Here is a 14,394-nt window from a genome sequence, read left to right as displayed (position 1 = left end):
AAAAATTATTTTTTGTTAATTATTTGGGTAACTTTTGCAGGAGATGATTTTTGAGGTTGGATTACTTGTCCTTCCTGAAGTTTATCGATGCCGCTTAACACGATTTGGTCGCCAGATTTTACACCATCTTTGATAAGATAATTAGTTCCACTTTTTCCAATAATCGTGATAGGTATTTTGGTCACTTTGTTTTCTTTATTAACTGTAAAAACAAAAACTTTATCCTGCATTTCTACAGTAGCCGATTGCGGAACCAAAACAGCATCGTCATGTTGAAGACCTAAACGAATTTTTCCTGTATTTCCTGAACGCAAAGTTCCGCCGGCATTAGGAAAAGTCACTCTTAAAGTAATCGCTCCGGTAGTTTTATCGAATTGACCATCTACCATATCGATTTTTCCGGTTTGTGGATAAGCGGTATTATCCGCTAAGATCAAAGTTACCGGCGGTAGTCTTTTTAGTTTATCTCCTAAACTGTTTCCTGTATATTGTGCTTTAAAGTTGATAAAATCAGTTTCACCTAAAGAGAAATAAGCATAAACTTCATGAACATCAGATAAGTTTGTTAAAGGCTCAACATCCGTTGCAGAAACCAAACTTCCTTGTTTTTTAGGTAATCTTCCAATGTAACCGCTCACCGGAGCTGTTACAGTAGTATATCCTAAATTAATTTTAGCCGATCCTACTTGGGCTTTTGCCTGTTCGATGTTGGCAGCAGCGATTTTTTGAGAAGCTTTAGCAGTTTTTAATTGATAATCTGAAACTACTTTGTTTTGTACCAAAGGCGTTAATTTATCTACTTCTAATTGTGCGTTGATTAAAGCAGCTTCATAGGCGTGAAGACTTGCCAAAGCATTGTTTAATTGCTCACGAAATGGACGCTCGTTGATTTTAAATAAAGTTTGACCTTTTGTTACATATGCACCTTCGTCTACATAAACTTTTTCAAGATTTCCGCTTACTTGCGGCCGAATTTCTACATCTACAGTTCCTTGTATAGAAGCTGGATACTCAGTATCGGTAGTTGTGTTTTCGCTTGAAATAGCTAAAACGGGTAATAAGGGAGGAGCGGGAGCTGCAGGAGCTTGCGACTTATCTGCACAGCTGCTTAGCACGAGTGCCAGAATAAAACTGGTTAGAATTACATTTTTCATTTTTGTATTGGATTTAATTTGTTGAACATTCTTTTGAGTTAATTTTTGTGGTATTCTGACATTATCGGTATTCATATTTAACTATATTTAATTATCTAACGTTGTTAAGTGCAATTGCGAAAAAATTCTAATAACTGTACATTTCAAATCTATTTAAGAAATGGTGTTAAATCATTTATTACTGTTAAGTTAATGTGAATTTTTTTTTATTGTATTGATTTTATAATGCCTCCAATGGCATTTTTTAAGATTTGATTGTTAATGGTTTCCATTATTTCACTTTTATTGATGATATTAATTGCAATCAAACCATGTATTGCAGAGAAGAAAGTGAAATATTTTTGTTTGATAACTTCGTCAGTAGGATTACTTTTTTGGGTAATCTTAGCAATTACCGAAGTGAATAATTTGTAGGGTATTTCGTGTGCTGAACACTGCTTTGAACAGCAATTCATTTGCACTCCAAACATCACCTGATACATTTCAGTATCTGTAAAAGCAAAATTCCAATATGCCATCCACATGGCTTCTAATTGTTCTTGCGGTTTTTCGAATTTATCCCGGGCTTCCTGAAGTTTTTTTGCTAACTTGATAAAACCTTTTCCGGTCAGTTCATTAAGGATAGCTTCTTTATTCGAGAAGTATTCATAAATGATAGGAGCTGTATATTCGATCTTATTAGCAATTTTTCGCATACTCAGACCTTGCCATCCTTCTTCTTTGACGATAGCATAAGCAGCCTCAAGAATGTTACTTCTAGTCTCTTCTTTTTGTCTTAAAATACGATCTTTACTAGCCATTTTATTTAAGTATTAAATTGTGTAACACTATTGTGCACATATTTGGTGTTTTTTCTGATTATGAAATAATTTGTCATAATATTTTCTTATTGTTGTAGAGACTAGTATTAAAAAACTGCCATAAGTTTTTAATTATAAGGTCTTCTTTAATTTTGTATTTTTTATGAAGCAGAGTTTTAAAAAGTACTTCTTTTATGGCTCTTTACTTATACCAACCTTTTGAGAATGTAAAGTTTTTTTGTAAAATATGTTACTTGAAAAATCTCCCTCTTTTTCCCGATAAAACATTATTTTTTTTTTACTTCTGTAAAAAGTTACGAATCATTTCATAAGATTTATCTATTAATTTAATCTGTTTACTTTGAATTCGTTTGGCGTGCTGCCTACTTCTTTTTTAAACAGGCGAGAAAAGTAGGTTGTGTTTTCAAAACCTAGCAAATGAGAAATTTCAGATATGTTCAGCTCACCTTGGATCAATAAGTTTTTTGCTTCACCCATTAAAAAAAGATGTATAAGTTCTAGAGCGGTCTTTCCTGTTTCCTGCTTAAGTAAATCAGTTAAATATCGAGGAGATATATTTAGCTTCTCTGCCATAAGAGATACCGTTGGCAATCCAATGTTTTTTATTTTTCTTTCTTCAAAATTAGCAGCCAGCAAAGCATTGAATTTGGTGAATGTAGACCCATTTAGTTCCGTGCGGTTAATAAACTGTCTTTTATAGAAGCGCTGGGCATATTTAAGCATTGCATCCAGATGACTTACAATAATAGCTTTGCTTAGTTCGTCAGTATTATTATTGTATTCTTTTTCAATGCTGAAATACAAATTCCAGATGATATTCTCTTCTGCAGGTGAAAGACATAATGCCTCATTGACCTCATAATCAAAATAACTATATTTTTTGATTTCGTTGTAAAGTGCTGTTCCTTGTAAAAAATCTTCATGAATAACAATTAGAAATCCATGTTCCTGTAATTCCACATTTTTAAAAATCACTTTCTGATGGGGCTTTATGAACAACATTGAACCACGCTCATGATGATATTTTGTTTTTCCATACAACATGCTGCCGGATTTCAACTTTTTAAATCCTATGATATAAAATTCGGACGAAAATTCAAGAGTACTTTTAGATGTACATTTGTCTCCTTCACCATATGCCGTACTAAAAAGGGGGTGCTCCGGAGGTTTTATATCCATGGCTTGATGCAGATCACTGATTTTTTTGAAATGTTTCATTTGTAGTCTTTATTAAAATCAAAGGCCGGCAAAGCCAGATTCTGATCGTTTTTTTTTAATTTTTATTAACCATGTGCTGCCACCGAAAGATCCTGACATGATTCCCATGTTTTGAGCCGTTCTACGTAAGTTTGCTTTGTCCAGGAGCAAGCGGTTTACCTGAAATTAATCTTTCAATGGTGGATTTTCCGAATTCACCAAGCTAAGAATAACATTAACAGTTACTGCAGGGTTAGCTAAATTCTGATCAATATCGAGTTATGATAATGACCGGAGTACATTGGTTTCAAATTCTGCCCTAACATCTTTTTCATTTAGTTTCTCTATCGCCCAATGTGTCCAAAGCCAGCATTATTGATTAATATGTCAATGGTGCCGAAGTATTTTTTTTGCAGTTTCAATTGCTTTAAAACTTTCGCATCTATCATTAACATCAGGCTTTATAAATAGTAGGTTAAATAAAAATTCTTTTATAAGTTTTGTTAATGTTTCGGGATTGCGAAGAGCCACAACTATTTTATCGTCACGTCTTAAGAATGCCTCTGTCTAAATCTTTCTTAATTCACGGGATGCACCCGTTATAAAAATTGTTTTTGTCATTATTTATTTTTAATAATTAAATTGAGGACAAAGTTCTGATTATTGAGGACAACGATTGTGATACAAAAGTAGGCAATAATGAAACGTTTTAACGATTTGTCCCTATTCTAACTTAGTACTTATATCATTGATTTATAAAATAGAGGATACAAAATGGCTTAGGCTTTAAAAATTTTCAATATGCAAAGAGAACTCTTAGTGGAATTGAGGTTGTGCACATGCTCAGAAAATGTCAAATCATTGACCTTGGGATAACTATGTTTAAATCATTTTGTTCTTTAGTAGCATAACTTTATACTATTAACAACTTATATGTTTTAGTAAAATAGAGGCGACAGAACCTTATTTCCAGCGTTTATGCGACCATAGCCATAACGAAGGATCTTTTTTGATGCTTTTTTCAAGTTCTTTTATATAGGATTGTGATATATCGCCTTCTATAGAGTTTCCTGCTGCATTTGATATTGTGTTTATAGAAAGTTGCCACCCAAAATTACTGTTTGGGATAATTTCAGCATAACCTACATAAGCATTAAGATATTTTGCAATATTCTCAGCCCCATTAAATACATGGGTTTTTTGATTTAAAAAATTGACAGATAATCCTCTTCCATTAGTAAACTGATCGGCTATAAATAAGGTTAAGTGGCAGTCTTTTTGTCTCGCCAAAGTTCGCAGACTATTAGAATAATTTATTAATTTCACTCCATGTTTTGTTCGTCTTCTAATCATTAACTTATTAAAAAAAATATTTTTTATAGGTTTGTATAATACTTGAACTTTTAAGCCTGTAATATCATGTAGTTGATTTGTTGCTTCCCAGTTGCCGTAATGTCCTAATAATAAAATAATATGTCTGTTCTCTTTTTGTAAATCACTCAGCAACTGTAATGACTTCTCTGTGACCTTAAGAGGAGCGCTACCACAGATAATGTTCTCAAAGAGAAGTCTGCCCAAATTTTGATAGTAGTCCTCTTTTTTCTTTTTAATTTCATTATATGATTCATCCGGAAAAGAACGAGACATGTTTTGAACGATCACACTGTTTCTATATCTAAACACTTTTCCAATTATAAATCCCAACAATACATATATCTTCTCCATGAATTTATTTTTAATTTGATATTTGATTTTTAAAGAGGATTTGAGCCTTGACTTATTTTTACACTTTCTTAGTTGATGGAATTAGTTTTTTAGTCAAACTAAGTACACAGGATTCATTGTAAATTCACGAAGGTTTTAAAATATTCTATCAAATCATTTTGTTGTGCATCAGTTTTAACGCAACAACTCTATTTCGAATGTTAAATCCGCCCTATGTAAAAAGGCAAACCTTTTTTTTAGTGATTGTTTTTTTACAGTCTATTTCTCATTCCCATTTACGAACTGCAATTAAAATTACTTTTGCTTTTATATACTTGACTAAACTTTTCCCGAAAGATATTTATCGATTTTATTTTTTAGTTTACGTCCAAGTTCATCAGCACTTGTAGAATCTTGTCCGGTTATAAGTTCTCGATCTTCAATTACAAGCGATTTGCCTAATAATAGATTTTGTACAATACCGCCTCTTCGTCTAAGAATTGGAATGGGATAATCATACATATGTCCGCCTGAATTGAAAAATGAAACATCTTCTACCAATCGTTGAGCTAACATTGATACACATGTCATTTTGTAACCGCTGTAAATCCATCGTCCTTCAATGCTGGGTGCGGCTGCCAAAGTCGCACTTCCATGGCCGATAGTAGCTGTTATTTTATTGTTTTGATGAAAATGAAGTAACAATTCTCCTGTTTTTTTATTGTATAGGAAGTTTTTCGACCAATTTTTATACAATACATCGGTAATCGATGTTTGTCCACCTGGAATGAAAAGAACGTCATAAGAGCTTAGCAATTGTTGGTTTTTTAATACGCGTGAAACTTTCATAGGATTAAGCATACCAAGTTCATAGAGTTTTTCTAAAAAATCAAGAGATTTTTCGCGTTGTTTTTTTGAAAAGCGCCAACAGATTAAATTAAATGAGGCTTTGTCAACAATGGCAGAGGTCTTGCCGTGACGACTTATAAAATCAATTTGATGTCCGGCTTCATATAATGGCATCAAAGGCTTAACTAATTCGTTTAAGAAAATACCTGCTTCCTGTGAATTTGCTTTCCTATACGGTACCTCTGTAACTGTTGATAAGTAAACTAAAATTTTTACTTTTTTCATTAATTATAATTTAATGTGTGTATCGCCTGCTCTTTTTGAAAGAACCGGTTGTAGTTGTTATTTGACTATTGGTGTGTAACTTTTGTTATGCAAGTGCAACAAGACCATTCAGCGACACATATTCTTCAGGCAATGTAAGTTTTTAAGGTTCTTTCGGTGATTGAAAAATGTGATAACTTACAATGCTAATTTCCTGCAACTTGTGTTTTTGTAGTTCGAAAGCAAGTATTTTTAATACCTGCTAAATGTTTATTTTTATCTGCCAATTAGAAATTACAATAATTTTATTTTTTGATACGGTAAAGATTCAATGAGTAAATCGGGAAAATCTCAGAAAAATTAAAGATACAAGTGCAAAAATTAAATTTGTTTTGATTTTCAATATTGCAAAAGCGTAATTTTTTCTTGTTTCTTAAAGAAGTTAGCAAAATGCGCAGACTTAGTGAAAGACAAGCGACAGTCCAATTTTTTATGAAATAGCTGGTTTATGTATTTCAATGTCTCGCTACCTACAAAAGAGCTATGTGTACATGATTCCGTGCGGTTTTTTTAGCTTTTTTTTGGTAAGACTTAAAGGGTGTAAGGGAATGAAAAGTTTTTTTGCAAAATATGTTATCGAAAAGTCTTTCTCTTTTTTCCGATAAAATATCAGTATTTTTTTTGCTTTTGTAAAAAAGTTATGAATCATTTTATAATATTTTAAAATTAATTTAATCTGTTTACTTTGAATTCATTTGGTGTGCGGCCTACTTCTTTTTTAAACAAGCGAGAAAAATAGGTTGTGTTTTCAAAGCCTAGTAAATGGGAAACCTCAGAAATGTTCAGGTCACCTTGGGTCAATAAGTTTTTTGCCTCACCCATCAAAAAAAGATGAATAAGTTCTAGAGCGGTCTTTCCTGTTTCCTGCTTAAGTAAATCAGTTAAATATCGAGGAGATATATTTAGCTTCTCTGCCATTAGTGATACTGTTGGCAGTCCAATATTTTTTGTTTTTCTTTCTTCAAAATTTGCAATCAGCAAAGCATTAAACTTGGTGAGTGTAGAACCAATTAGCTGCGTACGGTTTATAAACTGCCTTTTATAAAAGCGCTGTGCATATTTAAGCATTGCATCCAGATGACTTACAATAATGGCTTTGCTTAGTTCGTCAGTATTATTATTGTATTCTTTTTCAATGCTGAAATACAGATTCCAGATGATATCCTCTTCTGCTGGCGAAAGATGTAATCCCTCATTGACCTCATAATTGAAATAGCTATATCTCTTGATTTCGTTGTAAAGAGCTGTTCCAGGTAAAAAATCTTCATGAATAACAATTAGAAATCCATGTTCCTGTAATTCCACATTTTTAAAAACCACTTTCTGATGGGGCTTTGTGAACAACATTGAACCACGCTCATGATGATACTTTGTTTTCCCATACAACATACTGCCGGATTTCAACTTTTTAAATCCTATGATATAAAATTCGGACGAAAATTCAAGAGTACTTTTAGCTGTACATGTGTCCCCTTCACCATATGCCATACTAAAAAGCGGGTTCTCCGGAGGTTTTACATCGAGTGCTTCATGTAGATCGCTGATTTTTTTGAAATGTTTCATTTGTTTTTTTATTAAAACAGAACTGGGCAAAGCCAGATTCGGATATTTTTTTAAATTTTTATTGACCATGTGCTGCCACAGCAACATCTTGCCATAATTCCCATGTTTTGAGTCGTTCTTCGTAAGTTTGTTTTGTCCAGGAATAAGCATTTTTGCCCAATAGTAATCTTAATGGCGGATTTTCCGAATCCACCAAGCTTAGAATGGCATTGGCAGTTGCTGCGGGTTTGCCGAAATTCTGCACAATATTGAGGTCATAAAAATCTTTTTTTATGCTGTCGTAAACTGGTATTGATTCGCTGAGTGCAAGAGAAGTTGCTTTGAAGAAATCTGTGGAATAACCAGTTGGCTCTACAATGGTCACATTAATACCAAATCCACGAACTTCGCCGGCCAAAGTTTCAGTAAGACCTTCTATTGCAAACTTGGTAGCACTATAAAGCCCCATTAGTGATATTGTATTCAATCCCAGGGCACTTGAAAGTTGAATGATATGTCCTGAGTATTGCTCACGCATAATTGGCAGAACTGCCTGAATAGTCCCTAATGACCCCAGTACATTGGTTTCAAATTGCGCCCTAACATCTTTTTCATTTAGTTCCTCTATCGCCCCAATGTGTCCAAAACCGGCATTGTTGATTAAGACGTCAATGGTCCCGAAGTGTTTTTTGGCAGTTTGAATTGCTTTAAAACTTTCACTTCTATCAGTGACATCAAGCTTTATAACCAATAAATTTAAAGAGAATTCTTCTGCAAGTTCGGTTAATGTTTCAGGGTTGCGGACAGCCGCAACTACATTATCGCCACGTCTTAAAAATGCCTCTGTCCAAATCCTTCCGAATCCACGGGATGCACCTGTTATAAAAATTGTTTTTGCCATTATTTTATTTTTAATAAATAGTAAGGACAAAGTTGTGCTTATTGAGAATAGCGATTGTGATACAAAAGTTGGTAATAATGAAACGTTTTAACGATTTACCTCTATTCTAACTCACAACTTGTAACTCATTTCAAAACCATTTCCCTGATATTCGGGAATCATATTCTTTTTAGCGATGAAGTTAGATAAGTATTTTTCTGTCAACGTTGATAATTTGAAAATTTTGATTAAATCGTATTACCTTAGTCTCTCCATATATTCCAGAATATCGATAATTTGCCGTTTTTATCTACTTTGTCCGATTTTTGATAAAAATTACTTTATCATATTTAGTTTTTAAGTTAATACTCAAATTGATTTAAAAATTTTGAGAGCTGCTACTATTAATGACAGTGAATTCTTGGGAAATTCACATCTTTTAGTTTTCTTTTTTGCTAAGAAAAAGCCTTTAAACATCGAAATTTAAAGGCTTTTGACTTTTAAAGTTTCTTTTGAAACTAGTGGAGGAAGCGGCTGCACAAACTTTGATTTAATCCCAATAAATATTGGACTTCATACAGTACTATAAGAACAGGGACCTAGAGGAGCACTTGCTATTTTTTTATATTTCTTAATAAAGAAAATAGTCAGGACTAATATTTAGATTACAAAGAATAATAGAATTTGAAAAATCATATTCTGTTGCTAATTGGTCATGAAGTTTCCATTTACCCATAATTTGCAAGAATGGATTTTGTATATCGCAATGTGCTTTCTCTATTTTGTCAAATAATACAATTAAGTATGTTTTTTATCTTATTTCCCAATAATCGACCTTATTCATAAAGAAATAAGTGATGGTTTTATTTAAGCGCATAATTGATATATCCTCCGTCAACTACAATATCAGTTCCTGTGATAAAACTAGCTGAATCCGAAGCTAGGAATAATACTGTTCTTGCTATTTCAGATGGATCTCCTAATCTTTGTAGTGCAAAAGCATTATTAGCTAAGTACTCTTTTACCTCAGCAGTTGCGACCCTATTTAAGCCAGGGGTTACCACTGGCCCAGGGCTAACAATGTTTACACGTATTTTTCTCCCTGCAAGTTCATTTGCTGCAATATGAGCAATTTTATTTAATGCTCCTTTGGTGGCAGAATATACACTAGTTGTTAAATTTGCCGATATTGCAGTTGTTGATGAGGTAAATATGACTGATGCGCCATCTACTAAATAAGGAAGCAATTTTTGCAGAGTAAAAAAGTGACCTTTGACGTTAGTATTAAATTGTAAGTCAAATTCTGCTTCTGTTACCTGAGCAATTGGTGTAAATTTAGCTACTCCTGCATTAAGAAAAAGAACATCTAATTTAGTGTTGCTATCTGAAAAAGCTTTTTCCAAAAGAGAGATATCTTCAAGTTTTGAAGTGTCTGAAACTACAGTTTTCAATCTTGTACTATTGATTTCGATTGCCGCTTTTTCCAAATTTTCGGCATTTCTTCCTGTAATCCAAACATTTGCTCCAGCATCAATAAATTCTTTTGCGGTTGCAAATCCAATTCCTGCACTACCACCAGTAATGATGACATTTTTGTTTGTGAAATTCATTTTTTAATTATTTTGCTATTTATTTTACGAAGTTAGTGTAGTTGAATTTATTTTAGTCACTTTGTAACAAAAAGTAACAGTAACATTTGAGTAACAAAGCAACTCATGAGTGACAAAGAATGTCAAATCGGACATAAAAAAAAGTAAGGGTGTCCATGATGCGATGGCTGCATTGAATGGAAAATTTCTATTTTTTCATCTATTTGCTATTACAACAAAAGAAGATTCTCTGATCTTTTAGTTGATGCTAATGGTATTTCAAATAAGATGCTGAGCAAGGAATAAAACGAGCTGGAGTTGAACAAATTAATAACCCGTACTGTTTTAGACACTCAGCCTGTAACCGTACAATACCATCTAACGGAATATGGCAAAACGTTGGGAACTATAATAACAATCTTACTGATTGGGGCATAAAACATCGAAAAGTAATTATAGAGGATAAATAAATTAAAGACCTCTTTTTTAACTTATAATAACCCTTGCCAAAATATGAAGGCTATTGTAGAGAATATCTTTAATGGTAGTAGACTTGGATATTAAAACGAGTGTTAATGTATGTAGGTATGTAAAGCATTTCACATTTAATGATTGTTGTATCTTTATTTTGTAATATAAAAAACTAGTCTGGTCTGGTATTTATTGATGCGTTTGTCTATATTTGTTTCAACTATTTTAATTATCGTTTATGCTTGAACATTTAGAAATTAATCCTGAATCTAAAATCCCGAAATACAAACAGTTAGTAGATACTATTGTTGATTATATAACATCCGGAAATGCTCAAATTAATGATAGACTTCCCTCTGTTAAAAATATTTCAGATAAATTAGGACTCAGTCGTGAAACTGTTTTTAAATCATTAAATATTCTTTCAGAAAAAGGAATTATTGCCTCGTCTAATAGAAAAGGTTACTTTATTACTAAGGTAAATACAAGTATTCAATATAGAGTTTTTTTTATGTTAGATAAGATGACTTCATTTAAAGAAAGAATCTATGATGGTTTAAGATTTAATTTAGATAAAAACTCTGAAGTTGATATCTTTTTTCATCATGGTAATAAAAAAGTTTTCAAGTCATTGATAGTCGAAAATCTGAATTCTTATACTCATTTTGTGATTAGCACTTTTTTTAATGAAGGTGTAAGTGATGTGCTCAATTTAATTCCAGAAGGCAAATTAATTCTAATTGATCAAAAAGAGCAAGGAGTTTTAATGCAGCATAGTCAAATTTATCAAAATTTTGAGAATGACATTTTTGAGTCGCTTTCGAAAGTTTCTGATAAGATTAAGAAGTACGATGAAATTTGCTTGGTTGCTCCTTCAACAGCCCCACATAGAACTTCAGTCCTGCAGGGTTTTGAAAAATACTGTGCTCGTTTTGGCGTGAAAAATTCAACTATTGATCACAACGAAATTGATGAGATTAAAAAAGGAAATTTGTATATCTTAATTAGTGAGAAAAATGATGATCTTGTGAAAATTATTAAGTTCTGTAGAAAAAACAGCTGCAATCTTGGAAAAGAGATTGGTGTAATATCTTATAATGAAACACAGTTGAAGGAAGTTTTAGAAGGAGGAATAACTGTTATTTCTACTGATTTTTTTAGAATGGGACAACGAGCTGCTGAGGTGATAAATAATAATGAAACTGTCACAGAAGTTAATCCTTCAGAAATTATTATAAGAGATTCAATATAGAGTTATTTTTTGTTCTTTTAAGTTATTGTTTTTTACGTGTTTGCTTTGAAAATTTTCATTGTGTTTATTTTTTAAAATTATCCTTATCCTTGGCGTAAATCAAGATAAGGTTTTTTTTGATTCCCTCTTTTGTTTGTGCCTATTGGGTGTATTTACCTTCTTCTTTTTGATTATATATTGCTGTACTGGTTAGCAGGATCTGTTTTTTGTTATTTGAAAAAAATACGGTTTTTGTTTGTTATTCTAAAAAATGTCCTATATTTACCAACCAAACCAAACCAGACTAGTTGTCGTTTCAATATATCCAGGTTGACATATTTGTGCAATTGTAATATTTTTTAAGGATCGGTTTTGTTACCGGACTTTAATTTTGCAGCCGATAGAGGGGGGGACTACTCTTATAATTGAGATAGGATTGCTACATCAGATCGGTAGTTGTAACTGGAGGATTAGCAGGTTTGGGATATGTTATAGATACTGCCTGAGATAAAATTGTTGATGACATTAGCCGAGATATACCTAATATATCTAATGAAGTACTATTAGAATTTAGGGAGCTATATATCACTTGGGTAATAATAATTAAGGGTCTGGAGCAGGAGGAATGATTAACTGGATTTTGGAGAGAACATCTATCGAAATGAAAAAAGAAATACTTTGACCTTTGATGCGGTATTGCTTGAAAAAGGGATTAATAAAAAGAATATTATTTAACTGATTAATAAATTAAATATGAAAATAAAAGGCATGCGTTGGTGGATTATTGTATTATTATTTGTTGCTGCCGTTCTAAATTATGTTGATAGGCAAACCTTATCTGCTTTAGCTCCGACTATACAGTTAGATTTGGATATGGATGATCAAGAATATGCCAACGTTATCAATATATTCTTAATAGCTTATACTATCGCTTATTTGATTTCAGGTCGAGTTGCTGATAAAATTGGTACTCGTGCCAGTTTGTTTTTCTTCGTAGCATGGTGGTCGGTATTCAACATGCTTACCGCTGCTGCACGTGGCGTAAACTCTCTAAGTTTTTATAGATTTGGATTAGGTTTAGGTGAGGCCGGCATTTGGCCAGCAGCGTCAAAGGCCGTTTCGGAGTGGTTTCCGGCAAAAGAAAGGGCGTTGGCAATAGGCTTGTATACTATGGGCGCTACTGTTGGGGCTACTATTGCCCCTTACATTGTTATCCCATTAGCCACTTATAATTATGTAGAGATAATTCCTAATATAGCCAATTGGTTAGGCAATGGCCAAGGTTGGCGTATAGCATTTATACTAACAGGATTAGCTGGTTTGGTATGGCTTATCCCTTGGTTAATCATTTACAGACAACCAGAAAAAAGTAAGTTAATCACCACCTCTGAATTGACTATGTTGCAAACTGCTTCACGAGCTGAAGATGGAGAAAGTTCAGAACGTGTAAATCCGTGGTCTTGGAAACAAGTGCTCTCTTTTAGAGGAACGTGGCTTTTATTATTGGCCCGTTTAATTACTGATCCAGTTTGGTATTTCTACCAATTTTGGTTCCCGAAATATTTAAGTTCGGATAGAAACCTTACCCAAGAGCAATTGAAAATTACCTGGGTAATTTACGCAGCAGCTGGAGTTGGGAGCCTACTGGGAGGCTTTATATCAGGTAAAATTGTAAAAAAAGGAGTTATGCCTGTTGCTAGTAGAATGTGGGTTATGTTGGTATGTGCTTTGCTGATGCCTTTGTCAGCCTTTATAGCATCAGCAACAGATTTGAATATGTCATTAATATTAACTTTATTAACAGTAATAGGTGCTTTGGCCTGGCTAATTAACATTAGCTCGTTAGTAGTAGATATTGTACCTAAACATTCATTAGGAACTGTATTTAGTGTTGTAGCTGCTGGTAGTACAGTTGGCGGGATTATTATGAATATGATAGTGGCTTCTATGGTTACAGGCCCATCTAATAAACCAGCAGGTTTTTTAGACAAAGCTTTTGATATGCTATTAGATCCAGTATTAAATGCAGTACAAGGTCAAGGGTATGCCCAGTGGTTTTTAATAATGGCTTTTTTGCATCCAATAGCATGGCTATTATTGAAATTTGGAGGAATATATAAAATTTCAACAAATACAAAATAGTATTCACTTTTATTGATCAGGAAAATGAATGATCTAATTGATGTGTAAGAAGAAAGAGTTTTGTTGGTATGGCATTGTTTTGGCCCAAATTTTTTTTATGGATTAAGTATAACGAATTTCATCAATTATTCTATTGTGCCGACTTAGAATAAAGTGAGAGAATAACTGTGTCTTAATCTCAGCGAACAATACCGCTAACTAAAGTATTTGCAAAAGCAGGGCCGGATCTTGTAAGGTGACCTAATATATTATTTTATTGGTAGTGGTTTGGGCCCGAGGTTCAATGTTCTGCTTTTGTTTAGGACTTCACAAAATATTTTCAATTTGGTATTTATACCGGGCTGGACAACAAATGAATTCCCTGCCTTCGCAGATAATCAACATTGGGTATTTTCCTAACAATTAATTACTTCAATCTTAAGCTTTTGTACCCATAAACGACTGAATAGAATAAATAATTTTACATATATGAAATATATTGTTTGCGAAA

General features: G+C 33.0%; 12 protein-coding genes. 3 read left to right on the top strand and 9 right to left on the bottom strand.

The features are described 5' to 3' along the window. Positions 1 to 5: 5 nt before the first annotated feature. The 9 genes from LPB88_RS22880 to LPB88_RS22840 form a co-directional block, all read right to left on the bottom strand. Positions 6 to 1,229 (bottom strand): efflux RND transporter periplasmic adaptor subunit, encoded by a 1,224-nt coding sequence (locus tag LPB88_RS22880; RefSeq protein WP_230717980.1) that lies wholly within the window; start codon positions 1,227 to 1,229, stop codon positions 6 to 8. 131 nt (positions 1,230 to 1,360) lie between these two features. Further along, complete coding sequence (locus LPB88_RS22875) at positions 1,361 to 1,954, bottom strand: TetR/AcrR family transcriptional regulator (RefSeq protein WP_230717979.1); 594 nt, start codon at positions 1,952 to 1,954, stop codon at positions 1,361 to 1,363. 342 nt (positions 1,955 to 2,296) lie between these two features. Continuing rightward, positions 2,297 to 3,193 carry an AraC family transcriptional regulator gene (locus LPB88_RS22870; protein ID WP_230717978.1) on the bottom strand — a complete coding sequence of 299 codons (897 nt, stop codon included), beginning with the start codon at positions 3,191 to 3,193 and terminating at the stop codon, positions 2,297 to 2,299. Between the two features lie 942 nt (positions 3,194 to 4,135). After that, positions 4,136 to 4,897 (bottom strand): lysophospholipid acyltransferase family protein, encoded by a 762-nt coding sequence (locus tag LPB88_RS22865; RefSeq protein WP_230717977.1) that lies wholly within the window; start codon positions 4,895 to 4,897, stop codon positions 4,136 to 4,138. A gap of 318 nt (positions 4,898 to 5,215) precedes the next feature. Beyond that, positions 5,216 to 6,010: a DJ-1/PfpI family protein gene (locus LPB88_RS22860; RefSeq protein ID WP_230717976.1), complete on the bottom strand. Its 795-nt coding sequence runs from the start codon at positions 6,008 to 6,010 to the stop codon at positions 5,216 to 5,218. Between the two features lie 705 nt (positions 6,011 to 6,715). Continuing rightward, positions 6,716 to 7,612: an AraC family transcriptional regulator gene (locus LPB88_RS22855; RefSeq protein ID WP_230717975.1), complete on the bottom strand. Its 897-nt coding sequence runs from the start codon at positions 7,610 to 7,612 to the stop codon at positions 6,716 to 6,718. Between the two features lie 58 nt (positions 7,613 to 7,670). Continuing rightward, the gene (locus tag LPB88_RS22850) at positions 7,671 to 8,492 is read right to left on the bottom strand and encodes an SDR family NAD(P)-dependent oxidoreductase (RefSeq protein WP_230717974.1); all 822 of its coding nucleotides are present in this window, start codon (positions 8,490 to 8,492) and stop codon (positions 7,671 to 7,673) included. 610 nt (positions 8,493 to 9,102) lie between these two features. Then, positions 9,103 to 9,270, bottom strand: coding sequence for an AAA family ATPase (locus tag LPB88_RS22845; RefSeq protein ID WP_370635910.1), 168 nt, complete (start codon positions 9,268 to 9,270; stop codon positions 9,103 to 9,105). A 64-nt stretch (positions 9,271 to 9,334) separates the two neighbouring features. Further along, complete coding sequence (locus LPB88_RS22840) at positions 9,335 to 10,081, bottom strand: SDR family oxidoreductase (protein ID WP_230717973.1); 747 nt, start codon at positions 10,079 to 10,081, stop codon at positions 9,335 to 9,337. 297 nt (positions 10,082 to 10,378) lie between these two features. Here LPB88_RS22840 and LPB88_RS22835 point away from each other — a divergent pair, with 297 nt between their 5' ends. The 3 genes from LPB88_RS22835 (at position 10,379) to LPB88_RS22825 (ending at position 13,904) form a co-directional block, all read left to right on the top strand. Next, positions 10,379 to 10,498, top strand: coding sequence for a winged helix-turn-helix transcriptional regulator (locus LPB88_RS22835; RefSeq protein ID WP_230717972.1), 120 nt, complete (start codon positions 10,379 to 10,381; stop codon positions 10,496 to 10,498). A 271-nt stretch (positions 10,499 to 10,769) separates the two neighbouring features. Further along, on the top strand, positions 10,770 to 11,783 hold the full coding sequence (locus tag LPB88_RS22830; RefSeq protein ID WP_230717971.1) for a GntR family transcriptional regulator: 1,014 nt from the start codon (positions 10,770 to 10,772) through the stop codon (positions 11,781 to 11,783). 732 nt (positions 11,784 to 12,515) lie between these two features. After that, complete coding sequence (locus LPB88_RS22825; protein WP_230717970.1) at positions 12,516 to 13,904, top strand: MFS transporter; 1,389 nt, start codon at positions 12,516 to 12,518, stop codon at positions 13,902 to 13,904. The last annotated feature ends 490 nt before the right edge of the window (positions 13,905 to 14,394 follow it).

Source organism: Flavobacterium sp. JAS (assembly GCF_020991455.1).
Taxonomy (GTDB): Bacteria; Bacteroidota; Bacteroidia; order Flavobacteriales; family Flavobacteriaceae; genus Flavobacterium.
This window is presented reverse-complemented; position numbering and strand designations above follow the sequence as displayed.